The 23,591-nt window shown below is 62.3% G+C and carries 24 protein-coding genes; 9 read left to right on the top strand and 15 right to left on the bottom strand.

Annotated features, from left to right (window positions below; translation table 11 throughout):
• Positions 1-197: 197 nt before the first annotated feature.
• Positions 198-1,154: an endonuclease gene (locus ACIPZ5_RS26090; protein WP_343596203.1), complete on the bottom strand. Its 957-nt coding sequence runs from the start codon at positions 1,152-1,154 to the stop codon at positions 198-200.
• A 132-nt stretch (positions 1,155-1,286) separates the two neighbouring features.
• On the opposite strand from ACIPZ5_RS26090, the gene ACIPZ5_RS26085 reads away from it, so the two are divergent.
• Positions 1,287-3,125: a diguanylate cyclase domain-containing protein gene (locus ACIPZ5_RS26085; protein WP_343596201.1), complete on the top strand. Its 1,839-nt coding sequence runs from the start codon at positions 1,287-1,289 to the stop codon at positions 3,123-3,125.
• A 235-nt stretch (positions 3,126-3,360) separates the two neighbouring features.
• On the opposite strand, the gene ACIPZ5_RS26080 is transcribed toward ACIPZ5_RS26085, so the two are convergent.
• The 3 genes from ACIPZ5_RS26080 to ACIPZ5_RS26070 form a co-directional block, all read right to left on the bottom strand.
• Complete coding sequence (locus tag ACIPZ5_RS26080; protein WP_400811375.1) at positions 3,361-3,687, bottom strand: AzlD domain-containing protein; 327 nt, start codon at positions 3,685-3,687, stop codon at positions 3,361-3,363.
• Positions 3,684-4,403: an AzlC family ABC transporter permease gene (locus tag ACIPZ5_RS26075; RefSeq protein ID WP_400811373.1), complete on the bottom strand. Its 720-nt coding sequence runs from the start codon at positions 4,401-4,403 to the stop codon at positions 3,684-3,686. The genes ACIPZ5_RS26080 and ACIPZ5_RS26075 overlap by 4 nt, the downstream gene beginning before the upstream one ends.
• A 130-nt stretch (positions 4,404-4,533) precedes the next feature.
• Complete coding sequence (locus ACIPZ5_RS26070) at positions 4,534-5,028, bottom strand: hypothetical protein (protein ID WP_400811371.1); 495 nt, start codon at positions 5,026-5,028, stop codon at positions 4,534-4,536.
• Positions 5,029-5,246: 218 nt separating this feature from the next.
• On the opposite strand from ACIPZ5_RS26070, the gene ACIPZ5_RS26065 reads away from it, so the two are divergent.
• The 3 genes from ACIPZ5_RS26065 (at position 5,247) to ACIPZ5_RS26055 (ending at position 8,092) form a co-directional block, all read left to right on the top strand.
• Positions 5,247-6,245, top strand: a complete 999-nt coding sequence (locus ACIPZ5_RS26065; RefSeq protein WP_400811369.1) for a diguanylate cyclase — start codon at positions 5,247-5,249, stop codon at positions 6,243-6,245.
• 261 nt (positions 6,246-6,506) lie between these two features.
• Positions 6,507-7,373, top strand: a complete 867-nt coding sequence (locus tag ACIPZ5_RS26060) for a hypothetical protein (RefSeq protein ID WP_400811367.1) — start codon at positions 6,507-6,509, stop codon at positions 7,371-7,373.
• On the top strand, positions 7,370-8,092 hold the full coding sequence (locus ACIPZ5_RS26055; protein WP_145189508.1) for a TylF/MycF/NovP-related O-methyltransferase: 723 nt from the start codon (positions 7,370-7,372) through the stop codon (positions 8,090-8,092). The genes ACIPZ5_RS26060 and ACIPZ5_RS26055 overlap by 4 nt, the downstream gene beginning before the upstream one ends.
• Before the next feature lie 78 nt (positions 8,093-8,170).
• Here the strand turns inward: ACIPZ5_RS26055 and lpdA are convergent, their stop codons facing one another.
• Genes lpdA through ACIPZ5_RS26035 form a run of 4 tightly spaced genes read right to left on the bottom strand, consistent with a single transcriptional unit; the run spans position 8,171 to position 13,114 of the window.
• Positions 8,171-9,550 carry a dihydrolipoyl dehydrogenase gene (gene lpdA, locus ACIPZ5_RS26050; protein WP_400811365.1) on the bottom strand — a complete coding sequence of 460 codons (1,380 nt, stop codon included), beginning with the start codon at positions 9,548-9,550 and terminating at the stop codon, positions 8,171-8,173.
• 2 nt (positions 9,551-9,552) lie between these two features.
• Positions 9,553-10,821, bottom strand: a complete 1,269-nt coding sequence (locus tag ACIPZ5_RS26045) for a dihydrolipoamide acetyltransferase family protein (protein ID WP_400811363.1) — start codon at positions 10,819-10,821, stop codon at positions 9,553-9,555.
• On the bottom strand, positions 10,822-11,880 hold the full coding sequence (locus ACIPZ5_RS26040) for an alpha-ketoacid dehydrogenase subunit beta (RefSeq protein ID WP_261943177.1): 1,059 nt from the start codon (positions 11,878-11,880) through the stop codon (positions 10,822-10,824). It lies immediately after the preceding gene.
• Position 11,881: 1 nt separating this feature from the next.
• A complete protein-coding gene (locus ACIPZ5_RS26035; RefSeq protein ID WP_054886333.1) occupies positions 11,882-13,114 on the bottom strand; it encodes a 3-methyl-2-oxobutanoate dehydrogenase (2-methylpropanoyl-transferring) subunit alpha in 1,233 nt (410 codons plus the stop codon).
• 197 nt (positions 13,115-13,311) lie between these two features.
• On the opposite strand from ACIPZ5_RS26035, the gene bkdR reads away from it, so the two are divergent.
• The 3 genes from bkdR (at position 13,312) to ACIPZ5_RS26020 (ending at position 16,808) form a co-directional block, all read left to right on the top strand.
• Positions 13,312-13,797 (top strand): Bkd operon transcriptional regulator BkdR, encoded by a 486-nt coding sequence (gene bkdR / locus ACIPZ5_RS26030; protein WP_012315571.1) that lies wholly within the window; start codon positions 13,312-13,314, stop codon positions 13,795-13,797.
• 295 nt (positions 13,798-14,092) lie between these two features.
• Complete coding sequence (locus ACIPZ5_RS26025; protein WP_343596309.1) at positions 14,093-15,334, top strand: glutamine synthetase family protein; 1,242 nt, start codon at positions 14,093-14,095, stop codon at positions 15,332-15,334.
• Between the two features lie 130 nt (positions 15,335-15,464).
• On the top strand, positions 15,465-16,808 hold the full coding sequence (locus ACIPZ5_RS26020) for an MFS transporter (protein WP_343596178.1): 1,344 nt from the start codon (positions 15,465-15,467) through the stop codon (positions 16,806-16,808).
• Positions 16,809-16,867: 59 nt separating this feature from the next.
• On the opposite strand, the gene ACIPZ5_RS26015 is transcribed toward ACIPZ5_RS26020, so the two are convergent.
• The 6 genes from ACIPZ5_RS26015 to flgA form a co-directional block, all read right to left on the bottom strand.
• Positions 16,868-17,434 (bottom strand): hypothetical protein, encoded by a 567-nt coding sequence (locus tag ACIPZ5_RS26015; protein ID WP_343596176.1) that lies wholly within the window; start codon positions 17,432-17,434, stop codon positions 16,868-16,870.
• A 205-nt stretch (positions 17,435-17,639) separates the two neighbouring features.
• Positions 17,640-18,212, bottom strand: coding sequence for a hypothetical protein (locus ACIPZ5_RS26010; protein WP_400811360.1), 573 nt, complete (start codon positions 18,210-18,212; stop codon positions 17,640-17,642).
• Positions 18,213-18,361: 149 nt separating this feature from the next.
• Positions 18,362-19,105: a flagellar brake protein gene (locus ACIPZ5_RS26005; protein ID WP_261943180.1), complete on the bottom strand. Its 744-nt coding sequence runs from the start codon at positions 19,103-19,105 to the stop codon at positions 18,362-18,364.
• A gap of 80 nt (positions 19,106-19,185) precedes the next feature.
• On the bottom strand, positions 19,186-19,653 hold the full coding sequence (locus ACIPZ5_RS26000; protein WP_343596171.1) for a flagellar protein FlgN: 468 nt from the start codon (positions 19,651-19,653) through the stop codon (positions 19,186-19,188).
• A 50-nt stretch (positions 19,654-19,703) separates the two neighbouring features.
• Complete coding sequence (flgM, locus tag ACIPZ5_RS25995; protein ID WP_261943182.1) at positions 19,704-20,018, bottom strand: flagellar biosynthesis anti-sigma factor FlgM; 315 nt, start codon at positions 20,016-20,018, stop codon at positions 19,704-19,706.
• A gap of 150 nt (positions 20,019-20,168) precedes the next feature.
• Positions 20,169-20,921 carry a flagellar basal body P-ring formation chaperone FlgA gene (gene flgA, locus ACIPZ5_RS25990; RefSeq protein ID WP_400811358.1) on the bottom strand — a complete coding sequence of 251 codons (753 nt, stop codon included), beginning with the start codon at positions 20,919-20,921 and terminating at the stop codon, positions 20,169-20,171.
• Between the two features lie 78 nt (positions 20,922-20,999).
• On the opposite strand from flgA, the gene ACIPZ5_RS25985 reads away from it, so the two are divergent.
• Both ACIPZ5_RS25985 and cheR read left to right on the top strand, forming a co-directional pair.
• Positions 21,000-21,929 carry a chemotaxis protein CheV gene (locus ACIPZ5_RS25985; RefSeq protein WP_400811356.1) on the top strand — a complete coding sequence of 310 codons (930 nt, stop codon included), beginning with the start codon at positions 21,000-21,002 and terminating at the stop codon, positions 21,927-21,929.
• Between the two features lie 52 nt (positions 21,930-21,981).
• The gene (gene cheR / locus ACIPZ5_RS25980; RefSeq protein ID WP_343596165.1) at positions 21,982-22,809 is read left to right on the top strand and encodes a protein-glutamate O-methyltransferase CheR; all 828 of its coding nucleotides are present in this window, start codon (positions 21,982-21,984) and stop codon (positions 22,807-22,809) included.
• Positions 22,810-22,962: 153 nt separating this feature from the next.
• On the opposite strand, the gene ACIPZ5_RS25975 is transcribed toward cheR, so the two are convergent.
• Entirely contained in the window at positions 22,963-23,586 is a 624-nt protein-coding gene (locus tag ACIPZ5_RS25975) for a GAD-like domain-containing protein (RefSeq protein ID WP_400811355.1), read from the bottom strand.
• Between the last annotated feature and the right edge of the window lie 5 nt (positions 23,587-23,591).

Raw genomic sequence — 23,591 nt, 5'->3', positions numbered from 1 at the left:
TAGCCCAACGAGCATAACCTCTCTCGTTAGGCCAGACACAACATACAAGGAGCGGATTTATCCGCGATGCGCCGCGCGGGCGGCGCTCGATCTCAAAACCGCAGAAGATGTCGAGGCGAACGAGTCGGCGCTCGATCTCAAAACCGCAGAAGGTATCGAGGCGACCACCTCTTGACGCCCACACACACCTTACGCCGTTACTTGCAATTCCCCGCCTTGCGATACCCCGCCGCCTGCGCCTCGGCCTCCGTGCCAAACGCCACCTGGTTCTTCTGCGAAACCTGGCTGTACCCCGGGCAACCACTGGCCAGGTGATACACATGGCTATTGCGGTTGCCCACTACCGCGCCACCCGCCACCGCACTGGCCAGTGTCGGCTTGGCCGCCTCTTTCACTGCCGTAGCCGGCACCACAGCCGCGCCCTGGGGCGTATACCCCAGTGCCCACTTGCGCTCGCCGGTCACGAACGGGTTGTTGTGCCCCATGATCGCGGCAATCCGTTGATCACGCTGCTTCTCCCAGGCCGTTACCGGGTGCTGCTTGTCCCAGGCCATCAGCACCTGTTGCTGCTGGCGCGACATGCTCAGCTTGTAGCGATCGAACATGTAGAACGTGGTGCGTGCCACCAGCCCCTTCACCTCGTCACGTGGCTCGGCGGTTTTCTGCTGGAAATCGATCTTGGTGGTGCACTGGCCGTACTGCGGCGCCACGCCGGACACCATGCCGTAATTGAAATTGCTGCGGTCACCGTTCACTTCGCCCACGGATGGGTAGAGGTTGAACAGGTCGGCTTCCATGGCGCGGAAGGTCGGGTCGCTGTCCACGCAGTGCTCGCGCCCGCCGTTCTGCCAGCACTGGCGCTGGTGGCCGAAGGTCCAGGCCGGGACGATGTGCTCCCACTCGGTACGCTCGGCGCGGGTCTGCAGCTTGCGGGTTTCATAACCACAGGACTTCAGGTCGACCCGGCCGCCGGACTTGCCGACCCAGGTCCACTTGCAGCCACAGTACAACTCGCCCATGGCGCTGCTGCCCTGGTCGAGGTAGATCTTCTGTTTGGCAACCACCTTGGCTTCGGTGAAGGTGGCGGGTGGGGTGGCGAAGGCGGCGGGGATGGCGGCGAAGGCGAGTGCGACGGCGCAAAGCAGTTTCTTCATGAAAATACGTCTTAGGCTTACAAAAGAACGCGATTATACGGCTTGAGGGGTTTGATAGAAGTAATGAAAGGCTTGCGCTTGAGCGTTGCAGCGCTATCGTTTGCGGGTCAGGATTTTGTCGAGCGTGTCGTCATGCAAATTGCCCCGTCGCCTCTCAACGAGGCAGCCCGCCTGTGTTTTCTCGAGAGCCTGAACATTCTCGATACCCCGGCCGAGGAAACCTTCGACCGCATCACCCGCTTGGCCAGTGTGCTGCTCGATGTGCCCATGGCCCTGGTGTCGCTGGTCGACATGAATCGCCAGTGGTTCAAGTCGCGCCAGGGCATCGATGTGGCCGAAACCACGCGAGATGTGGCGTTCTGTGCCCATGCCCTGCATGCCGAGGACATCCTGGTGATCCCGGACGCCAGCGCCGATCCGCGTTTCGTGGACAACCCGCTGGTGACTGGTGGACCGCGCATCCGCTTCTACGCCGGGGTGCCGCTGCGCTTTGCCGGCGAACTGACTGTGGGCACCCTGTGCGTGCTCGACACCCGGCCGCGGCGGGTGTCGGAAACCGAACTGGCGCACCTGCGCGACCTGGCGCGGATCGTCGAGCGCGAGATGCTGCACCGTAGCCTGGCCATCGACTCGGGCAGCGCGGTGCAGCAGGCGGAGCAGGGTGCATTGGTGTCCTCCGAGGCGCGCTTTCGCCGAGTGTTCGACAATAGTCCGACCAGCAAGGCACTGGTTGGCCTTGACGGACGCATCCTCGAACCCAACCGCGAATTCTGCCAGCTGCTGGGCCAGACCAAGGAGTGGCTGGTACTGACTCCGCTGAGCGCGCTGATCGCGCCGCAGGACCTGGCCAAGCTGGACGAGCCTTGGCAGCGCATGGTGGCCGGCGAGCAGGATTCGCTGCTTCTCGAGGTGCGGCTGATTACCGGCGGCAACGCCGCACTGTGGAGCGAACTGAGTGTGTCGGCGCTGCGCAACGATTGCGGTGTCATCGAGCACATGGTGGTGTTCGTGCGTGACATCAGCGAGCGCAAGCGCCGCCAGCAGCAATTGCAGCGCTATCAGGCGACCCTCGAACAGCAGGTGGCGCAGCGCACCGAAGAACTGGCCCGCAGCCAGGAAACCCTGCAGGCCATCGCCGACAATATTCCGGTGCTGATCGCGCAGATCGGCACCGACCTCGAATACCGCTTCAACAATGCCGTGTACCGCCAGGTCTTCGGCGTCGAGCCCACCGAGCTCAGGGGCCGCAAGGTGCAGGATCTGCTCCCGGCGCAGGTGTACCAGCAACTGCTGCCTTGCTTCCGCAAGGCTTTGGCCGGGGAGCGGGTCGAGGCCGACAACGTGCGCTACAGCCCAGACGATACGCGGATCTGGCATGCGTCCTATGTGCCCGATATCCGCAACGGCAAGGTGGAGGGCTTTTTCGTCATGTCGCTGGACGTGACAGAGCGCAAGCACAAGGAAAAGACCCTGCTGGACCAGGCCACGCTCGACCCGTTGACCGGATTGCCCAACCGGGTGGCGTTGCACAAGGAGCTTGATTTCGCCCTGCAGCAGCGGGCCGCCTTTGCCTTGTTCTTCATCGACCTGGATGGTTTCAAGCAGGTCAACGACCAGTACGGGCACGACGCAGGTGATGCCGTGTTGCAGGCTGCTGCGGGACGCATGCTGGCGATCATGCGTACGGACGACACGGTGGCCAGGCTGGCGGGTGACGAGTTCGTGGTCATCGCCCAGGCCGTGGCCAACCAGGCGTCAGCCCGGGATATCGCGCGCAAGCTGTGCGATGTGCTGTCGGCGCCGGTCCAGGTGGAAGGTGGTGAAGTGGCTGTCGGTGCCAGTATCGGGGTTTACCTGAACTTGTCCGGGCATGATCCGCAGAGTGCCGAGGAGGCTTTGGCGTTGGCAGACAAGGCGATGTATGAGGCCAAGCGGGGTGGGCGGAACAGGTTTAGCCTGGTGGCGGATTGACGGGGCATTACTGGCCGGGAGGTGGGGTGGGGCAGCTAGGGGATTGTCTTGAAGTGGCATCAGGGCATCCATGTGCCCGCTTCAAGAGTTGCAGCGCCTGTGAGATCGAGCGCCGCGCGGGCGGCGCTCGATCTCAATAGCGCAGAAGATATCACTGCGAACGATGCGCTCGATCTCACAGGCGCCACAACTCTTGTGGCTGGCACAGGGAGGCCACGATGCGATCCTCAGCCGATCACACCCCCCAATACTGCAACCCCCACAACACCCCCATGCCAACCACCAGGGTCAGCAATGTGCTGCGTGTCCGCCAGGCAACCAGCCCCGCCACGATCGCCGCCGGTATCTGTGGGTTGCCCCAGTCGATACCCGGCTGCCCGGCCCTGAACACCACGGCCGGCAGCACCAGCGCGGCCAATACACTGGCCGGCACATACACCAGCGCGCGGCGCAACATTGGCGGAATGCGCAAGGCACCGTAGAACTCGATGAACGACAGCCGTATCGCAAAGGTGCCCAGACCAATCAGGGCAAAGGTGATCCAGGGGTTCATGTCGGTCATGGCGCCTCCGCTGTCACGCGTGCGCCCTTGCGCAGCTGTTCCAGGGTCAACCCGCTGATCACCCCGCCCAGCGAGGCGACCAGCAAGCCGAGGTTGTAGGGCAGGTCGTGTGCCAGCACCGCCAGCGCACCGCCGACCACCGCCGCGCCCAGCATGGCCGGGTTACGGATGCCCGGCACCAGCAGCGCCAGGAACGACAGCGGAATGGCAAAGCCCAACGACCAGGACTCCGGGATGCCGCCTCCCAGGTACACGCCGGCCAGCACCGCCAGGTTCCAGCCGAACCACATCGGCAAGGCGGTCCCCATGTAGTAGGGGAAGGCAAACCGGCCGAGGCCGTCGGCGCCGAATTTCAGGCTGCACAGGGCGAACGCCTGATCGGAAAGCAGGTATGACAACGACCAGGTCTTGCGCCGTGGCAGGTCGCTCAGGTGCGGGGCCAGGGCGGCGCTGTACATCAGGAAGCGCAGGTTGATCACCAGGGCGGTGACCACCATGGTCAGCGGCAGTGCGCCGTTGTGCAGCAGTTGCAGCACCACCATCTGCGCTGAACCGGAATAGAACAGCAGGGTCATGCCCATCGCGTCGAGTGGCGACATACCCATGCCGATGGCCGTCACCCCGGTGATCAGGCCGAAGGGCACCATGCCGGTCATCAGTGGCAGAACTGCGCGCACTCCCTCGGTGAATGCGTGCATTGCGCTTTTGCAAGGCATGTGGGTTCCTTGGAAATTGGTCAGGCCCGCTCAAGGTAAAACCCGCATGGCTTGGTAACAACACATATTGATGATATTTCAGGCCTGAAGATACCAGGCCTGAAACCCTGTCGCGCGATTCACCCAGGTTTCAAACCAACTCGGCTTGCGTTGTCTGCCCGGCCAGCTTGGCCTGGGTCTTGATCTCGACGTCTTCCTTCATTCGCTGGGCGATCTGCTCATCGACCTTGGCCTGCTGCTCAGGTGGCAGGGCGTTGTATTCGTCCTCGGTCAGGCCCAGTTCCTGGAGGATCTTTTCCTTGATCTTCTCTTCCGGCGACTTGGCCATGTAGTCGTGGAAGGCCTGCACGGCATCACCGCTTTCCTGGGTGCTGGCGCCGGCCTGCTGGCGAGCGGCGAGGTCAGGGTTCTGCAGCATCACTTTGAGCTTGGCGAAGGCTTCTTCGCGGGCATCGTCGGCATTCTGCTGCGAAGTGCTGCCCTGGCTGTTCTGCTGCGCGGACGCATTGCTGGTGGCCAGCGGCGCACGGAACGGCACCAGCTCGGCTTGCGCCTGGTCATGGTTGATGCGCTGCTGCTGGTGCACGGTGGCCTGCCAACCCAGGCCATTGAGGGTGATTGCCATGTTCTCCTCCTTGGACGTTGCAAAGCCTGGGGAGTGGGGCAAAACCCATGCCAGCCGTGCAGGCCGCGAAAATAGGACGTTCAGGCTATTCCGGTGGCCGGTCACCAGGCATATGCTTGCCTGTCAGAGGAAGCACGTTGCCGCCTGCGGCAAAAAAAAAAGCACTGTCGGCAGCACCTTGATCGGGGCGCAGTTGCTGGACACCAGGGAGAGCGTCCATGAGTCAGGAAGCAGCGCCGGCACCTGCCGGCTTCAGTGAACAGCAGCTGGCCACACTGTTCGAGCTGATCAGCGATGGTATCTGGGACTGGAATGCCAATACCGGCTATGTCTATCGCAACCCCGGCTGGTACGCCATGCTCGGCTACGAAAACCATTCCAAGGCCAACACCGTGTTCACCTGGGAAAGCGTGATCCACCCCGAGGACTATCCACGGGTGATGGCGCATTTCGAGGCCTACATCAACCAGCGCAACGAGCGCTATCTGATCGAGTACCGCTGCCGCTGCCACGATGGCAGTTACCTGTGGGTCGAGGACAGTGGCCATATCATCGAGCGCAACGAAGATGGCTCGGTAGCCCGCATGCTCGGCGCGCACCGCAATATCGATGCGGGCAAGCGCCTGGTCGAGCAGCTGGAGCAGAAGAACCATTCGCTGGAGGCCCAGGTGGTCGAGCGCACCCGTGAGCTGTCGTGGGTCAACCAGCAGCTGCAGCGCCAGCTTGACGAAAATCGCATTCTGGCCGAGCGCGATGCGCTGACGCGGATTGCCAATCGCTATCGGCTGGAGAAGACCTTGCAGCAGGAGTGCGAACGGGCCAAGCGTTTTCGCCAGCCGCTGGCGCTGATTGCCATGGACCTGGATGATTTCAAGCCGATCAATGACCGTTATGGCCATGCCCGGGGTGACGCGGCGTTGGTCCAGGTGGCGGACAACCTGCGTGCCAGCCTGCGCGAACTCGACCTGCTGGCGCGCTGGGGCGGCGACGAATTCGTCATGGTGCTGCCGCAGACCACGCTGGGCGAGGCGCTCGAGCTGGCGGGGCAGCTGCGCCGGGTGATGGAGCGGCTCGAACCGGTGGGTGAATGCCGGCTGACCATGAGCTATGGCGTGGTGCAGTGGCAGGACGGCGAGGGTCAGCAGGACCTCTTGGGCCGGGCTGACAAGGCCTTGTACCGGGCCAAGGGCACGGGCAAGAACGCCATTTGCGATTGAATCGGGCGGCGGTGTTGGGATACCGGTTGGGGTTGCTGACGCGGATCCTGATCGCCGGTACGCGCGCGGCTTAAAGTTTCCTGTCAGCATGCCGACTCATAGGTCACTGGGTACGGGCAATGCATCCGTATCGCCAATGGTTGGAGTTCCTGCCCGCAGCGGCAGGGTGCGTCGCCTTGCGTCCACTTCAATTCATGCCCCGCTGCCGGTCGACGCAACCTGCGGTGGGCATTGGTCTCAAAGAGTTCTGAAGGGGCAAGTATGAATCTTTATGTCAACCAGGTGAAAAACAAGCCGGACTACCGGGGTGCGCTGTTCAAGGGCGATATTTTCCTTGAGACCGGCCTTGGCAATGCGCATCACCTGTGCGCCCTGGCCCGGCAGAGCATCACCGCCGCATTCGAGGGTGAGACCGATCACCAGTCGCTGCACAAGATGATGCCGGTGGAAACCTTCGTCGAGCGCGTCACCGCCCTCAAGCGCCAGTTCACCAATGGCCCCGAAGCCAAGGCACTGATCCGCGATTTCATCCGCGAAATCGGCGCCGACCCGAAGGACTACATCTTCGACGTGCCGCGGGTGCGCGTGGTGCCGAACTACGACTACCTGCATGCGGGCGTGAGCTACGCCTACAAGCCACACCGGGATACCTGGTACGGCAGCGTCGAAAGCCAGGTGAACACCTGGATGCCGGTGTACAGCATCGAACCCGAACAGACCATGATGATCAACCCGGCATATTTCGAGCGGCCGGTGCAGAACAGTTCGGCGCAGTGGAGCCTGAACGACTGGATCAACGTGCAGCGGCACAAGGCGTCGCAGAACATCACCGAAGAGACGCGCGTACACCCGGTGCCGCTGGAAGACATCGACACCAGCGCCGAGCTGCGCGTGGCGGCCAACAGTGGCGAGATGCTGATCTTCTCGGGTGCCCACCTGCACGGTACCGTGGCCAACTTCACCGACAAGGTGCGCTTCAGCGTGGACTTCCGCCTGATCCACCTGCAAGACTTGCTGCACAAGCGCGGCGCACCGAACGTCGACAACGGCTGTTCGGACGCAGAGGCCGGCTTCAAAGACTTTTTCAATGCCAGCGACTTTTCGCAATTCCAGGGAGTTAACCCATGACCAAGCGTCGTCTGACCGCTGCCGAGGTCGAGTACAACGAAAAGCGCGCCAGCGTGCTGAGCCGTGTCGATGCCCAATACGTGGCTGATGCACCGTTCGTGTTCGCCAACCGTATCGCCGTGACTGCTGCACTGTCGCGCATCGAACTGTTCAAGATGGTCCAGGATATTCCCGGCGCCATCGTCGAGTGTGGTGTGTACAAAGGCAACTCGCTGATGCTGTACATGCAGCTGTCGATGATTCTCGAGCCTTATGCGATCAACCGTTCGATCATCGGTTTCGACACCTTCGGCGGCTTTGCCAGCATCGATGCCGAACAGGACCCGGCGGACATCAACGAAAGCATGTTCTCCGACACCGACGAGACCCTGATCCAGGACATGATCGATGCCAACGACCTGATCCGTCCGGTCAACCGCATCCCGCGTTGCGAGATCGTCAAGGGCGACATCCTGGAAACCGTGCCGGCCTTCGTCAAGACTCGCCCGGACCTGGTGGTGGCGATGCTGATCCTCGACACCGACCTGTACAAATCGACCAAGGTGGCGCTGGAAACCTTCCTGCCGTACATGCCCAAGGGCGCGATCGTGGTGCTGGACGAAGTGGCCTACCGCAACTTCCCGGGCGAGACCCAGGCCCTGCGTGACGTGCTGGACCTGAACAAGATCGAACTCAAGCGCCTGCCGTTCGATTCGTCGGTGGGCTACTTCCGCGTCTGACGTGCGCTAGCGACCCGCAAAAAAAGACCCGCGGCGCCTGGGGCGCAGCGGGTCAAATCGGCCTCGGCCGCTTCAGTGTCAGATATGCAGTGCGTGGCCCAGCGCGCGCAGTGCCGCTTCCTGCACCGCCTCGCCCAATGTCGGGTGAGCATGGATGGTCCCGGCCACATCCTCCAGCCGTGCGCCCATCTCCAGCGACTGGGCGAACGCCGTGGACAGTTCCGATACCGCCACGCCAACCGCCTGCCAGCCCACGATCAGGTGGTTGTCACGCCGCGCCACCACCCGCACAAAACCGCTTTTCGATTCCAGGCTCATGGCCCGGCCGTTAGCGGCGAACGGGAACTGCGCGACGATGCAGTCCAGCCCTTGCTGGCTGGCTTGCTCCGGTGTCTTGCCGGCGACCACGACTTCCGGGTCGGTGAAGCACACCGCAGCAATGGCCGCAGGTTCGAAACGCCGGGTCTTGCCGGCAATGATTTCGGCCACCATCTCACCTTGCGCCATGGCGCGGTGGGCGAGCATCGGCTCGCCCGCCACGTCACCAATGGCCCAGACGTTGCGCATGCTGGTCTGGCAGCGCTCGTCGATGGCAATGGCGGCGCCGTTCATCTTCAGCTCCAGGGATTCCAGGTTGAAGCCTTGGGTCCGTGGCCGGCGGCCCACGGCCACCAGCACCCGGTCGGCCTCCAGGCGCAGTTGCCCGCCCTGGCCATCGCTGGCCAGCAGGCAGCCGTTCTCGTAGCCTTCGACGCTGTGGCCCAGGTGCAGGGCGATGCCCAGTTTCTTCAGCGATTCGGCCACCGGCGCTGTCAGTTCGCTGTCATAGGTCGGCAGAATGCGTTCGCGCGCTTCCACCACGCTGACCTGCGCGCCCAGCTTGCGGTAGGCGATGCCCAGTTCCAGGCCGATGTAACCGCCGCCCACCACCACCAGGTGCTTGGGCAGGGCCTTGGGCGCCAGGGCTTCGGTGGAGGAGATGATCGGCCCGCCGAGCGGCAGCATCGGCAGTTCGACGCTGTTCGAGCCGGTAGCCAGCAGCAGGTGCTCGCACTGGATGCGCTGGCCATCGACCTCGACCTGTTTGCCGTCGAGGATCTTCGCCCAGCCGTGAATCACCTTGACCCCATGCTTTTTCAGCAAGGCGGCCACGCCGGTGGTCAGGCGGTCGACGATGCCGTCTTTCCAGGCCACGCTCTGGCCGATGTCCAGGCGCGGGGTATCCACGCTGATGCCCAGTGGCGACTGCCCGGCAAAGCGCGTGGTCTGGTGGAACTGCTCGGCCACATGGATCAGCGCCTTGGACGGGATGCAGCCGATGTTCAGGCAGGTGCCACCGAGGGCCTGGCCTTCGACCAGCACGGTGGGGATGCCCAGTTGCCCGGCGCGGATGGCGGCTACGTAGCCGCCGGGGCCGCCGCCGATGATCAGCAGGGTGGTGTCGAGGATCTGGGTCATGCTCACTCCAGGAACAGACATGCAGGTTGTTCGAGCAGGCCACGCACGGCCTGGATGAACTGCGCGGCATCCATGCCATCGACCACCCGGTGGTCGAACGAACTGGACAGGTTCATCATCTTGCGCACGACGATCTGGCCGTCGATCACCACCGGGCGCTCGACGATGCGGTTGACGCCAACAATCGCCACTTCCGGGGTGTTGACCACCGGTGTGCTGACGATGCCGCCGAGTGCGCCAAGGCTGGTCAGGGTAATGGTCGAGCCGCTCAGTTCTTCACGGCTGGCCTTGTTGTTGCGTGCGGCGTTGGCCAGGCGCGCGATCTCGCCGGCATTGGCCCACAGGCTGGCGGCCTCGGCATGGCGCAGCACCGGCACCATCAGGCCGTTGTCACCCTGGGTGGCGATGCCCACGTGTACCGCGCCGTGGCGGGTGATGACCTGGGCTTCGTCGTCGTAGGTGGCGTTGATCTGCGGGAAGTCGCGCAAGGCCACGACCAGGGCGCGGACCAGGAACGGCAGCAGGGTCAGCTTGCCACGCGTGTCACCGTACTTGGCATTGAGCTGCTGGCGCAGGGCCTCCACGGCGGTGACGTCGATCTCTTCCACGTAGCTGAAGTGCGCAACACGGCGCTTGGCGTCCTGCATGCGCTGGGCGATCTTGCGGCGCAGGCCGATCACCTGCACCTGCTCGCTGTCGGTGCGCTTGGCATAGCCACTCGGCGCCTGGCCGGCAGGGCTGTGCGGCTTGCTCATGAAGGCGTCGAGGTCTTCGTGCAGGATGCGCCCAGCCGGGCCGCTGCCATGCACGTAGCGCAGCTCGATGCCGGCATCCAGGGCGCGCTTGCGCACTGCCGGCGAGGCCAGCGGCTTGTCGCCCGGCTGGCGTGGAACGATCGGAGCTTCGGCGTGCTGCTCGGGGGCCTGGTAGGCCACCGGCTGTGGCGCTTTCGCTTCTGGCTTGGGCGCAACGGGCGCGCTGTGCGCTTGCGCCGGTTTGGCCTGCGGCACGTCCACATGGTTGCCGCTGCCTTCCACTTCGATGCGGATCAGCTCGCTGCCGACCGCCATCACTTCACCTGGCTGGCCACCCAGGGCCAGCACCTTGCCGCTGACCGGCGAAGGGATTTCCACGGTGGCCTTGTCGGTCATGACATCGGCCACCACCTGGTCCTCGGCGATCATGTCGCCGACCTTGACGAACCATTCCACCAACTCGACCTGCGCGATGCCTTCGCCAATGTCCGGCATCTTGATGACGTGCGTGCCCATTCAGACCTCCATGACCCGTTTCAATGCCGCGCCTACCCGCGAAGGGCCTGGGAAGTAAGCCCATTCCTGTGCGTGAGGGTAGGGGGTGTCCCAGCCAGTGACGCGCTCGATCGGTGCTTCGAGGTGATGGAAGCAGTGCTCCTGCACCAGCGACACCAGTTCGGCGCCGAAGCCGCAGGTGCGGGTAGCTTCATGCACGACCACGCAACGGCCGGTCTTCTTCACCGACGCGACGATGGTCTCCAGGTCCAGCGGCCAGAGGCTGCGCAGGTCGATGACTTCGGCGTCGACACCGGTCTCTTCTGCAGCCACCTGGGCCACGTAGACCGTGGTGCCGTAGGTCAGCACGGTGACATCGTTGCCAGGGCGGGTGATTGCCGCCTTGTCCAGCGGCACGGTGTAGTAGCCGTCCGGCACGGCGCTTTGCGGGTGCTTGGACCAAGGCGTGACAGGGCGGTCGTGGTGGCCGTCGAACGGGCCGTTGTACAGGCGCTTGGGCTCGAGGAAGATCACCGGGTCGTCGCATTCGATCGAGGCGATCAGCAGGCCCTTGGCGTCATACGGGTTGGACGGCATGACCGTGCGCAGGCCGCAGACCTGGGTGAACATCGCTTCCGGGCTCTGGCTGTGGGTCTGGCCGCCGTAGATGCCGCCGCCGCAAGGCATGCGCAGGGTCAGCGGGGCGATGAACTCGCCAGCCGAGCGGTAGCGCAGGCGGGCCATTTCCGAGACGATCTGGTCGGACGCCGGGTAGAAATAGTCGGCGAACTGGATTTCCACCACCGGGCGCAGGCCGTAGGCGCCCATGCCCACGGCGGTGCCGACGATGCCGCTTTCCGAGATCGGGGCGTCGAATACGCGCGATTTGCCGTACTTGGTCTGCAGGCCTTCGGTGCAACGGAACACGCCGCCGAAGTAACCGACGTCCTGGCCGTAGACCACCACATTGTCGTCGCGCTCAAGCATGACATCCATGGCCGAGCGCAGGGCCTGGATCATGGTCAGTGTGCTGGTGGCCATCGCGGTTTCCGGGTTGATGCTGTTGTTGTGATCGTTCATCTCAGACCCCCAGTTCCTGGCGCTGACGGCGCAGGTGGTCAGGCATTTCCTTGTACACGTCCTCGAACATCGAGGCCGCGCTCGGGATGTGGCCGTTGGCCAGGGTGCCGTACTGTTCCGCTTCCTTCTGCGCCGCGATGACCGCGGCTTCGAACTCGGCGGTGGTGGCCTGGTGTTCTTCCTCGGACCAATGGCCGATCTTGATCAGGTGCTGCTTCAGGCGGGCGATCGGGTCGCCCAGCGGGAAGTGGCTCCAGTCATCGGCCGGGCGGTACTTGGACGGGTCGTCCGAGGTCGAGTGCGGGCCGGCGCGGTAGGTGACCCACTCGATCAGCGATGGGCCAAGGCCGCGGCGGGCACGTTCGGCGGCCCAGCGCGAGGCAGCGTAGACGGCGACGAAGTCGTTGCCGTCAACCCGCAGCGAGGCGATGCCGCACCCTACGCCACGGCCGGCGAAGGTGGTCTGCTCGCCACCGGCGATGGCCTGGAAGGTGGAGATCGCCCACTGGTTGTTGACCACGTTGAGGATCACCGGGGCGCGGTAGACGTGGGCGAAGGTGAGGGCGGTGTGGAAATCGGACTCGGCGGTGGCGCCGTCGCCGATCCAGGCCGAGGCGATCTTGGTATCGCCCTTGATCGCCGAGGCCATGGCCCAGCCGACCGCCTGCACGAACTGGGTCGCCAGGTTGCCGCTGATGGTGAAGAAACCGGCTTCGCGTACCGAATACATGATCGGCAGCTGGCGGCCCTTGAGCGGGTCGCGCTCGTTGGACAGCAGCTGGCAGATCATCTCCACCAACGACACGTCGCGGGCCATGAGGATGCTCTGCTGGCGGTAGGTGGGGAAGCACATGTCGGTGCGGTTGAGCGCCAGCGCCTGGGCGCTGCCGATGGCTTCCTCGCCCAGGCTCTGCATGTAGAAGGACATCTTCTTCTGGCGTTGGGCAACCACCATGCGGCTGTCGAAGATGCGCGTCTTGAGCATGGCGCGCATGCCTTGGCGCAGGATCTGCGGGTCGATGTCTTCGGCCCATGGGCCTTGGGCGTTGCCTTGCTCGTCGAGCACGCGGACCAGGCTGTAGGACAGGTCGGCGGTGTCGGCAGCATCGACATCGATCGGGGGTTTACGGACTTGCCCTGCGTCGTTCAGGCGCAGGTAGGAGAAATCGGTCTGGCAGCCTGGCCGGCCGGTGGGCTCGGGCACATGCAAACGCAGGGGGGCGTACTCGTTCATGCTTTTTACGCTCGCTCGGATGTTGTTTTTGTGAGCTCTGAAGCGGCCGCCGCTGAGTACCGGCTTGTGACTGGTAGGTCAGCGTCTTTTACATCTTAGTGGGAGGGCAGGAGAATTTTTCTCTCAAGTTGATTGCCTTTGCCTGGCGGGGGAGATAAACATTCCGGATAAACACAAAAAACCGGTGAATTTGTCTCATGCGCAAGCTCGATCGTACCGATATCGGCATTCTCAACAGCCTTCAGGACAACGCCCGCATCACCAACGCGGAGCTGGCGCGTTCGGTGAACCTGTCGCCAACACCATGTTTCAACAGGGTTAAGGCGATGGAAGAGTTGGGGGTGATCCGCCAGCAGGTGACCTTGCTGTCGCCGGAGGTGCTGGGGCTGGATGTGAATGTGTTCATCCATGTCAGCCTGGAAAAGCAGGTCGAGCAGGCGCTGCATCGCTTCGAGGAAGAGATCGCCGAGCGGCCCGAGGTGATGGAGTGCTATCTGATGACAGGCGACCCCGACTACCTGCTGCGGGTACTGCTGCCGAGCATCCAGGCGCTGGAGCGGTTTCTCGATTACCTGACACGGTTGCCGGGGGTGGCCAATATTCGCTCCAGTTTTGCCCTCAAGCAGGTGCGCTACAAGACGGCGTTGCCGTTGCCTTCCAATGGCATGACCTTGCGCGAATAGCGGTTGCCTGCGCCGGCCGCTTCGCGGGCAAGCCCGCTCCCACAGGGATACCACAAGCTTGGGCATCTGTGCCGTTCCTGTGGGAGCGGGCTTGCCCGCGAAGCAGGCGACTCGGTCCTGAAAGCAGGTGCTTGATATTTTAAACACCCCAAGCCTATGTTGTGGTCAGCCTATAACAACAAGGACAAGCGTCATGACCACCGCCGCCCACCGCTCGCCTGTAGAGCTCCTTCAGGGCATCGACCAGATCGAATGCGTCACCCCCGACCTCAACGGCGTCCCCCGCGGCAAGGTGATGACTGCCGAAGGCTTCCTCGAAGGCCGCCGCCTGCAGATGGCCCGGGGCGTGCTGTTGCAATGCATCATGGGCGGCTACCCGCCGGCGCGCTTCTACGGCAGCGACGACGGCGACCTGGCACTGGTCGCGGAACCTGCGCAGATCCACCGCCTGCCGTGGAGCGAGGAGGGCCTGGCGCTGGCCATCTGTGACGCCAACGAACTCGATGGCCGGCCTTCGGGGCTGTCGACGCGGGGGCAGCTCAAGGCCGTGATTGCCCGCTACGCTGCCCTGGGCCTGGCACCGGTGGTGGCGACCGAACTGGAGTTTTTCGTCTTCGCCCCCAACACCGATCCGCAGCAACCCTTCCTGCCACCGGTTGGCAAGGATGGCCGCCGCGAGCTTGGCCATTCGGCGTTCAGCGTCAGCTCCAACAATGGCCTGCGCCCGTTCTTTCAGGAGGTCTACCAGTGCATGGCGGCCCTGGGCCTGCCCCGCGACACCTTCATGCACGAAATGGGCGTGAGCCAGTTCGAGATCAACCTGCTGCACGGCGACCCGCTGTTGCTGGCCGATCAGACCTTCCTGTTCAAGCACCTGCTCAAGGAGGTGGCGCTCAAGCACGGCCTGAACGTGGTGTGCATGGCCAAACCGCTGGCACATACACCTGGCAGCTCCATGCACATCCATCAGAGCCTGGTGGAAATCGCCAGCGGGCGTAACGTGTTCAACGACGAGCAGGGCCAGCCGACCGATACCTTCTACCATTTCATTGGTGGACAGCAGGCGTGCATGGCCGACTTCACCGCGCTGTTCGCACCCAACGTCAACTCCTACCAGCGGCTGTGCCATCCGTATGCCTCGCCGAACAATGCCTGCTGGTCCGAGGACAACCGTGCTGCCGGCCTGCGCATTCCGGCCAGTGCCCCGGTGGCCCGGCGGGTGGAAAACCGCCTGCCCGGCGCCGATGCCAACCCCTACCTGGCCATCGCCGCCAGCCTGGCCGCCGGCCTGCACGGCATCGAGCAGCGCCTGCAGCCAACCCCGGCGATCCAGGGTGAGTTCGAGGTGCCGGAGCACCTGAGCCTGCCGTGCACCTTGCATGCGGCCCTTGAGCGCCTCAAGCGCAGCACCTTGGCGCGGGAACTGTTCGGCAGCGAGTTCATCGAAGGCTACATCGCCAGCAAGACCCTCGAACTGACGGACTTCTTCAACGAAATCACGCCATGGGAGCGGCGCGTGCTGGCGGCGCAGGCCTGATCGCGACATATCCGGCACTGGACGCGCCCCTGGCCGGCTATTTGTTGGGCAGGGGACTGCGCCGCGGCCATTTTGCTTTTATGCTTGCCAGCAAGCCAACGCCACCTGACCAGGGAGTTCGACGGGACGTATGCGAAACATCTGGAAGCCCTTTCAGTCGTTGTATTTCGCCGCCTTGATGATGTTGATCGGTTCAGGCCTGCTCAGTACCTACCTGGCGCTGCGCCTGGCGGCCGATCATGTCGACAGCCTGTGGGTGGGTGCGCTGATGGCGGCCAACTACTTCGGCCTGGCCGTGGGCGGCAAGGTTGGCCACCGGCTGATCGGCCGGGTCGGGCACATCCGTGCCTATGCCACCTGCGCCGGTATCGTCGGCGCTGCGGTGCTGGGCCATGGGCTGACCAGCTGGTTGCCGGTGTGGGTCGGGCTGCGGATGATCGTCGGCCTGGGGATGATGTGCCAGTACATGGTCATCGAAAGCTGGCTCAACGAGCAGGCCGATGCCAAGCACCGCGGTGCGGTGTTCAGCGGCTACATGATCGCTTCCTATCTTGGCCTGGTGCTCGGCCAGCTGATTCTGGTGGTGCACCCGCAACTGGGCCCGGAACTGCTGATGCTGGTCGCCATGTGCTTCGCCCTGTGCCTGGTGCCGGTGGCGATGACCCGGCGCATCCACCCGGCGCCGTTGCGCCCGGCACCGATGGAGCCGAAGTTCTTCATCAAGCGGGTGCCGCAGTCGCTCAGTACGGTGCTTGGCTCGGGGCTGATCGTCGGGTCGTTCTATGGCCTGGCGCCGCTGTATGCCTCCAGCCAGGGGATGTCGACCGAACAGATCGGTCTGTTCATGGGGTGCTGCATCTTTGCCGGGCTGCTGGTGCAGTGGCCGTTGGGCTGGTTGTCCGATCGCTATGACCGTGCGGTGCTGATCCGTAGCGTCGCAGTGGGCCTGGCGCTGGCTTCGGCACCGTTGGCGATTTTGCCGAGCGTGCCGCTGGAGGCGCTGTTCGGCATCGGCTTCGTGATTTCGCTGTTGCAGTTCTGCCTGTACCCACTGGCGGTGGCGTTTTCCAATGACCACGTCGAGAGCGAGCGACGAGTGTCACTGACCGCCATGCTGCTGGTCACCTACGGCGTGGGCGCCTGTATCGGGCCGCTGGCTGCGGGGGTGCTGATGAAGGTATTGGGGGCGCAGATGCTCTATGCGTTCTTCGCGTTCTTCGCCCTGGTGCTGGTGTGGCGCATTCGGCCGAAGGCGGTTACCGGGCTGCACCAGGTGCAGGATGCGCCGCTGGGCCACGTGGCCATGCCAGCGGCCGGTTCACCCTTGTCAGCGGCACTCGACCCTCGGGTGGATGAGCAGACCGTGCAGGAGGTGATGCAGGCGCCGGTGGCGGCGGAAGATACCGAGGCCGAGGAGCAGAAGGGGGCAAAGGCGGCCACCGAGGCAGAGGCCGAGGTGGACAAGTCAAGTTGAGGCAGGTAGTGCTGGCTGGGTAGGGTTCATCTGCGGCCAGCCAGCTGCCGCAGGGTGGCTCAGGCCAGTGTCACGTTGCGCAAGGTGAACTTCAGTATTTCCCCTTCACGGTCCCCTGCATGCAGAAACAGGAACGTATGCTGGTATCCCCGATAGTAGCGCTGCTCGCCTACCTCTGAAACACGATGGCCGTTCCTGTCGCGCAGGTAAAACTCGATGCCTTCGGCGGTTGCAGGGTCTCCATCCCATGGCTGCAGCGTCTGGATTTTCCATGCATCCTGATTGCGCAACAGATTGGCCGGGTTGAACGCATCGATGATGCGCCCCGCCACATGGGTGCCGTATAGACCTAGCCAGCCATTTTTGTTCTGCTCCAGCCTGGCGCCCCGGTAGTCCCAATTGTTCGCAGCGTAGATGTAGTAATAGCTGCGCTCGACTTCTTGCTTGATGAACTGGAATGCGAACAGCACGGGCTTGAAGCCGAACCTCGGTGGCCGTGAGTCGTGGGCGCACAACCAGCCGTCCTGGTCTTCCTGGAATGTCGGGTTGTTGAACTCGTCCGTGTCGGCTACGCCTATCTGGCCATGGCTGCAATGCAGTTCTGCGGTGAAATTAGCGCGGATCATCAAGCCTCCTGTACACCGATGCCCTTGGAAATGGGGGTGGGGCTTGCAACGCTAGGCAATCGCCTGTTGCGTCATCAGCTGGAAGCGTTTCAGATCGGTCGCCCGATCAAGAACGCCACCCGGAGGTGGCGTTACTTAGGGCGCAGGCTGCGACAGATCGCCAGAAACTGGAGCTGAAGTTGGTAGTCTGCCCATTAGTCGGCTGTCAGGCGCTGCGAATGTCGCGCAGTTTGAAACTTAACTTCTTGTTTTGGGCTTGCTTATTAACGCTCACATAGTCGGCGAATGAAGTACTGACAGTCGGTCTTTTGCCGATTTCGCCTGACGGTGAGATGGACTCGTGCTGGTAAGTTTCCATCGACATTGCCTGGCCATACCGATCCAGCAAATGAAACTCAACGTTTTCCAGTGTCTTCAAATCACCGTCCCAATCGGCCAGAGTTTGCATTCTCCAGCGTGGATCGGGGCCCCGGGAGTTGGCCGCCAGCACATAATCCACAAGCCTGCCGACTACACCAATCCCGTATAGCCCCACCCACCCGCTATTACTTGACTGGACCAATGCGCCGGCATAGGCCCAACCCTCTGCTGCGCTGATGTGGTAGGACCTGTCCCCGTTATGCTCACCTTGAAAAGTGAACGTAAACCTCATGGGCGAGAACTGTTTATGACGGTTGTGGCATAGCCAGCCGTCCAGCCGTGGATTGAGGGTGGAGTCAACCACCCCGATCGTTCCTTTATTGGAATCCAGTTCCGCCGTGAATATGCTAGGACTCATAAAGTCTCCTGCTCAATGGGCACTCGGTAGTGAGTGCGAGCAGGTACGATCGGCGTAGGGCTGCGCTGAAGGCAGCAGGAAGGTTTGTAACCTGAGGCAAAAGCGGTCTTGGGGGATGGGCGTTGCAATGACGCCCATCCGCGCCGGAATCAATAATCGTCTTTGTCGAACCGGCGCGCCTCACGCTGCAACTGGTAGACAAAACTCTCGATCTTGCGCTGTGCCTGGCCATTGAGGTTGTGGAAGCGTACGCCGGCGAAGGTGGTGTTGATCCGCTCTTCGTAGTGCAAGTGGCGCAGCTCGACCATGGTATCCACCAGGCCCAGCGGGTTACTGGCCTTGAAGCGCTCGTACACCTGGCCCAGTTGCAGGCGGTCTTCGACATTACCCTCGAAGCGCAGCTTGCAACCGGTGGCAGAGATGTCCAGCAGCTTGCCGCGCAGGGCGCCGTTGCCCTTCAGGTAGCTGCCGTCGAGAATGATGTCGACCAGTTGCGACAGCTTCAGCGCGGCGCGGAAGGCATTGCGGCGCTGGTGGTAGGTCATCTCTTGCGGCATCGCGCCACGGTAGCAGCGGTGGCCGTCGACTTCGCTGATCTTCAGCTCGTGATTGCATTCCCAGGCGATGCGCACGCCGTCGTGGAAGCCTTCGACGCGGAACGGTTCGCCGTTCTCGATGAATTTTTCGCCGTCGCGCGGGATCATCTCGTCAAGTGCCAGGGTGTTGCTGTCACGGTCCACGTGTACCACGTAGCTCTGGAACCGCTGGCTGCGCTCGTGGAAAGTGATGATCAACGGATCATGGCTGTCTTGCAGCTGGCGCAGGTTGGCCGCGATCTCCAAGGGCGTGGTCAGCACCTTTGGCGGTTGCGGGGCATCGGTTTCATTGAACACGGGTTTTCAATCTCCAGGCAAAAACGACACACGCAAGTAACGGCATTTTGCCAGTATGTTCCGTGCCTTGATAGAAGTAATCACACTTGACTGAGCGCCCGGGGCTTGGCAAGTGGAGACGTGGTGCCACGGCTGTCGTAGAGCGAAGGTGCTTCACCGCCCTGGAGGATTCTGATCTGGTTGGCCGTGACGTGTTGCTGCACCTGGATGATCCGGCCATTGGTCTCGTTGACCTTTTGGCAGTCATTCATCAACTGGTTCAGCACATCGAGTTGCTGCAGGATCAGTTCGCCGTTGTCTGACTGCGCCGCCAATGCCTGTACCCCGGCGCGATTGGCGCTGAGGCCGAGGCTGGTGAGCAGGTTGTTGCGGCGCATGCCTTGCTGCTCGAGCAGGACGATCAGCGACTGCTTGCGGGCCAGGATGCCCTCCAGCGGCGCCATGTCGCGGCCGTGCAGGGCCACCGACTCCTGCTGGAGGAGGTCGAGCAGTTCCTGGGTCGGAGCGATGTCGTCTTCGATCAGTTGCAGCAAAGTGATGTCGTGCATGGCTAACTCTTGGCTTTACATAGCGTCCGTGAAGTCAGCGCGCCGAACGGTCAGCGCTGGGCTTCGAAATCGAGCAGTTTGCTGGCGACCCGGCCGGCATCGACCTGGTAGCTGCCGTCTGCGATCGCCTGTTTCAACTGCGCCACGCGGGCACTGTTGACGACGGGCTGGTCGCGCAGCTTGTCGCTGACGTTTTGCAACTGCTGGGCCTCTTGGCTGAGGTGTACCGCTTCCCCGCTGGCGCTGGCGCTTTTTGGCGCTTCTTGGGTTTCGCCGGTTTTCTCGGCGTTGCCAGACGTGGCATTGCCACGAACGCCGCCCGTGATGGACGGAGAGTTATTCAAACGACTGAAGTCGATGACCATGATCAGAAACCTCTGGGTATTTGGACGCTTGCCTTGTTTTCGGCCAACCCGAAAGAAACTTTAGGCACAAATGCATAGCCGCCTGTCAGCAAGCTCGCGAACCCGTTTCCGCACAGTTTAGGAAAAGCAGTTGCACACCGCCAGCGTAATCTACATGGCGACCTCGACCTGGCCTGGGCCGGTGACCCGGGCCTTCACCACCCGCTGCGAATTGAGGTTGCGCACCCGGATCTGTTCGCCCTGGCCACCCTTGGCCAAGGCTTCGCCCGGCATGCGCACGCTCAACGGGCCGCTGCGTGCGGTGATCACCACGTGGTCGCCCTTGCGCACCACCTCGGCTTGCTCCAGGTGCTGCGGCGTGAGGACCTGGTCGAGCACTGTCGGGCGCAGCATCTTCATGCCAACCGCCTGGTCGAGGTCGGTGAGAAAGCCTTGGGGCAGCGTGCCGACATCGCGCTCGCGCAGGGCTACGTCGTTTTCGCCAACGACATTGTCACGCTTGAGCGGGCGGGTCACCACCACCACGTCACGGAACAGCCTGACCGTTGCCGGCACGAAAATGGTCCACGGCGCGCTGCCGTCGCAGCGCACCCGCACGGTAACCCGGCCCAGCGGTTGCGCCGGACTTTCCAGCGAGGCGTCCAGCTGTTGGCTGCACAGCGGCATGCGCAGGCGCGGGTCGAGCGGGTTGACCTGGATTTCGTAGCGTCCAGGGGTCTGGGTGGTCGCCAGGTAGTCCTCGACGCTGAATTCAAGAAACCCTTGGGTGACACCGATAAGCTGTTCAGGCAAGGTAACCGCGTCCGCCAGCGTGCGAACGCCGGGTGCCAGCAGGCACAGCACGGCGAGCGTGCCGCTCAGCAGGTGTGTCAGTCGTCGGAAATTTGTCGTTTTCGTGTACATGGCGCTCAAAAAAGCAAAGCCCGTGCCGACTTGGTGACCACATAGCACCAAAAAGGCAGAAAGCATAAGGAGTCAGGCATGGCGGGGGTAATGGATTCAGTCAACCAGCGCACGCAGCTGGTTGGGCAGAATCGCCTGGAATTGCTGCTGTTCCGTCTCAACGGGGCGCAGCTTTACGGCATCAACGTGTTCAAGGTCCGCGAGGTGCTGCAGTGCCCGGAGCTGACCGTGCTGCCCAAGTCGCACCCGGTGGTGCGCGGCGTGGCCAACATTCGCGGGGCGACCATCCCGATCCTCGACCTGTCGATGGCGACCGGCCTGCCAGGGTTGCAGGAAGAAACGCGCAACAGTTTCGTGATTATCACCGAGTACAACACCAAGACCCAGGGTTTCCTGGTGCACTCGGTCGAGCGCATCGTCAACATGAACTGGGAAGAGATTCATCCGCCACCCAAGGGCACTGGCCGCGACCACTACCTGACCGCGGTCACCCGGGTCGACAACCGCATGGTCGAGATCATCGACGTGGAGAAGGTGCTGGCCGAAGTGGCGCCGTCGTCCGAGTCGGTGTCAGACGGCGTGGTCGATGCCGAGGTGCAGGACAAGGCTACGCTGCTGCGGGTGCTGACCGTCGATGACTCGTCGGTGGCACGCAAGCAGGTCAGCCGCTGCCTGCAGACGGTGGGTGTGGACGTGGTGGCGCTCAACGATGGCCGTCAGGCACTGGACTACCTGCGCAAGCTGGTGGACGAGGGCAAGAAGCCGGAAGAAGAGTTCCTGATGATGATTTCCGACATTGAAATGCCGGAAATGGACGGATATACGCTTACCGCGGAGATCCGCAGCGACCCGCGCATGCAAAAATTGCACATCTGCCTGCATACTTCGTTGTCCGGGGTATTCAACCAGGCGATGGTCAAGAAGGTCGGGGCCGATGATTTCCTGGCCAAGTTCAAGCCGGACGACCTGGCCCAGCGCGTGGTCGACCGGATCAAGGCAACGCATTGAAGCAGCCCGGGGGCATGCTCCCGGCACCAGTGATTGAAAAGAGGCGGCAGTAGTGTCTACGGGTAATTTGGAGTTCGAACAGTTCAGGGTATTCCTGGAAAAAGCCTGTGGCATCCTGCTGGGCGAGAATAAGCAGTACCTGGTTTCCAGCCGTCTCAACAAGCTGATGGAGCAGCAGGGCATCAAGAGCCTGGGCGAGCTGGTGCAGCGCATCCAGACCCAGCCGCGGGGCGGCCTGCGCGAGCAGGTGGTGGATGCCATGACCACCAACGAGACCCTGTGGTTTCGTGATACCTACCCGTTCGAAGTGTTGAAGAACAAGGTCATCCCCGAGTTCATCAGGAACAACCCCGGCCAGCGCCTGCGCATGTGGTCGGCGGCCTGCTCGTCGGGGCAGGAGCCGTATTCGATCTCGATGGCCATCGACGAATTCGAGCGCAGTAACCTGGGCCAGTTGAAGATGGGCGCGCAGATCGTTGCCACCGACCTGTCCGGCTCGATGCTGACCAACTGCAAGACCGGTGAGTACGACAGCCTGGCGATTGCCCGTGGCCTGTCCCAGGAGCGCCTGCAGCGCTACTTCGACACCAAGGGGCCGGGGCGTTGGGCGGTCAAGCCGGCGATCCGCAGCCGCGTCGAGTTCCGCTCGTTCAACCTGCTCGACAGCTATGCGAGCCTGGGCAAGTTCGACATCGTGTTCTGTCGCAATGTGCTGATCTACTTCTCGGCGCAGGTGAAGAAGGACATCCTGATGCGCATCCACGGCACCCTGAAACCTGGGGGCTACCTGTTCCTTGGCGCCTCGGAAGCGCTGAACGGGTTGCCGGACCACTACCAGATGGTCCAGTGCAGTCCGGGGATCATTTACCAGGCGAAGTGAGAAGGAGGCGCGCCAGGCACACTCCGGTGCTTCTGTAGTGGCCGTCCGAACGAGCGCCGCCCGCGCGGCGCTTGATTTCGCTTTATTCACCAAGCCCAGATGTGCGCCCCACAGGCGCGCAGCAGATCTAATTGAAAAATTTGGACAACATTCTCAACTCGGTACTTCTGAGAAAAAATACGGCTCTAGGTCAGTCAGTTGAGCAAGGAAAATCAAATGCTCAACGGCACTGATTTTTTTCAAGAACTTGAGAGAGTCGGATCCGCCAAGTGCGAGTGCAGGGAAAAAACCATACATTTCATCATGTTTAAGCGGGCCAAGTGTGCTTAGCGCGGGTTTGAACAAGTCGTTGAAGTCGTTCGATTCAACTTTTCTTGAGAGAATGAAACCTTGAAGGTGATTGTTTAACTGTTCTTTTGAAAAGTCTGTTCTATAGAAAATGTAATTGGAGCTGACGCTTGTGATTTCAAGTGAAAAGCCGCTATTTTCCCCCCATAGATACAAGTCGCCAAACGCGCTGCGTGCAATTAGGTGATAATTGTCGTGTTCCGCTAGCTTGGTGCCATCGATCCAGGATGAGACCACTGCCTCATATTCCTGTGGGTTAACCAGCCAGAAAATTCCCTCGCCGTAGCCCCCCCAGCCGTGTTCGGACCAATATTCCAAGAGTTTTGCAGGAAGTTTGTCTTTGTACCGTTCTATCGTGGAGGGTGGTACCTCTATGCGATCAATAGGGGTGCCGAATTTTTCGATAAATGCTGCAAAAATCTTATCCATGTTAA

The organism is Pseudomonas sp. NPDC089428, assembly GCF_044749325.1.
In the GTDB taxonomy this organism is placed as follows: Bacteria; Pseudomonadota; Gammaproteobacteria; order Pseudomonadales; family Pseudomonadaceae; genus Aquipseudomonas.
This window is presented reverse-complemented; position numbering and strand designations above follow the sequence as displayed.

What these genes read in the sequence shown, in the direction of transcription:
- ACIPZ5_RS26090 (WP_343596203.1), bottom strand. Translation starts at nt 1,154, where the DNA reads ATGAAGAAACTGCTTTGCGCCGTCGCACTCGCCTTCGCCGCCATCCCC.
- ACIPZ5_RS26085 (WP_343596201.1), top strand. Translation starts at nt 1,287, where the DNA reads ATGCAAATTGCCCCGTCGCCTCTCAACGAGGCAGCCCGCCTGTGTTTT.
- ACIPZ5_RS26080 (WP_400811375.1), bottom strand. Translation starts at nt 3,687, where the DNA reads ATGACCGACATGAACCCCTGGATCACCTTTGCCCTGATTGGTCTGGGC.
- ACIPZ5_RS26075 (WP_400811373.1), bottom strand. Translation starts at nt 4,403, where the DNA reads ATGCCTTGCAAAAGCGCAATGCACGCATTCACCGAGGGAGTGCGCGCA.
- ACIPZ5_RS26070 (WP_400811371.1), bottom strand. Translation starts at nt 5,028, where the DNA reads ATGGCAATCACCCTCAATGGCCTGGGTTGGCAGGCCACCGTGCACCAG.
- ACIPZ5_RS26065 (WP_400811369.1), top strand. Translation starts at nt 5,247, where the DNA reads ATGAGTCAGGAAGCAGCGCCGGCACCTGCCGGCTTCAGTGAACAGCAG.
- ACIPZ5_RS26060 (WP_400811367.1), top strand. Translation starts at nt 6,507, where the DNA reads ATGAATCTTTATGTCAACCAGGTGAAAAACAAGCCGGACTACCGGGGT.
- ACIPZ5_RS26055 (WP_145189508.1), top strand. Translation starts at nt 7,370, where the DNA reads ATGACCAAGCGTCGTCTGACCGCTGCCGAGGTCGAGTACAACGAAAAG.
- lpdA (WP_400811365.1), bottom strand. Translation starts at nt 9,550, where the DNA reads ATGACCCAGATCCTCGACACCACCCTGCTGATCATCGGCGGCGGCCCC.
- ACIPZ5_RS26045 (WP_400811363.1), bottom strand. Translation starts at nt 10,821, where the DNA reads ATGGGCACGCACGTCATCAAGATGCCGGACATTGGCGAAGGCATCGCG.
- ACIPZ5_RS26040 (WP_261943177.1), bottom strand. Translation starts at nt 11,880, where the DNA reads ATGAACGATCACAACAACAGCATCAACCCGGAAACCGCGATGGCCACC.
- ACIPZ5_RS26035 (WP_054886333.1), bottom strand. Translation starts at nt 13,114, where the DNA reads ATGAACGAGTACGCCCCCCTGCGTTTGCATGTGCCCGAGCCCACCGGC.
- bkdR (WP_012315571.1), top strand. Translation starts at nt 13,312, where the DNA reads ATGCGCAAGCTCGATCGTACCGATATCGGCATTCTCAACAGCCTTCAG.
- ACIPZ5_RS26025 (WP_343596309.1), top strand. Translation starts at nt 14,093, where the DNA reads ATGACTGCCGAAGGCTTCCTCGAAGGCCGCCGCCTGCAGATGGCCCGG.
- ACIPZ5_RS26020 (WP_343596178.1), top strand. Translation starts at nt 15,465, where the DNA reads ATGCGAAACATCTGGAAGCCCTTTCAGTCGTTGTATTTCGCCGCCTTG.
- ACIPZ5_RS26015 (WP_343596176.1), bottom strand. Translation starts at nt 17,434, where the DNA reads ATGATCCGCGCTAATTTCACCGCAGAACTGCATTGCAGCCATGGCCAG.
- ACIPZ5_RS26010 (WP_400811360.1), bottom strand. Translation starts at nt 18,212, where the DNA reads ATGAGTCCTAGCATATTCACGGCGGAACTGGATTCCAATAAAGGAACG.
- ACIPZ5_RS26000 (WP_343596171.1), bottom strand. Translation starts at nt 19,653, where the DNA reads ATGCACGACATCACTTTGCTGCAACTGATCGAAGACGACATCGCTCCG.
- flgM (WP_261943182.1), bottom strand. Translation starts at nt 20,018, where the DNA reads ATGGTCATCGACTTCAGTCGTTTGAATAACTCTCCGTCCATCACGGGC.
- flgA (WP_400811358.1), bottom strand. Translation starts at nt 20,921, where the DNA reads ATGTACACGAAAACGACAAATTTCCGACGACTGACACACCTGCTGAGC.
- ACIPZ5_RS25985 (WP_400811356.1), top strand. Translation starts at nt 21,000, where the DNA reads ATGGCGGGGGTAATGGATTCAGTCAACCAGCGCACGCAGCTGGTTGGG.
- ACIPZ5_RS25975 (WP_400811355.1), bottom strand. Translation starts at nt 23,586, where the DNA reads ATGGATAAGATTTTTGCAGCATTTATCGAAAAATTCGGCACCCCTATT.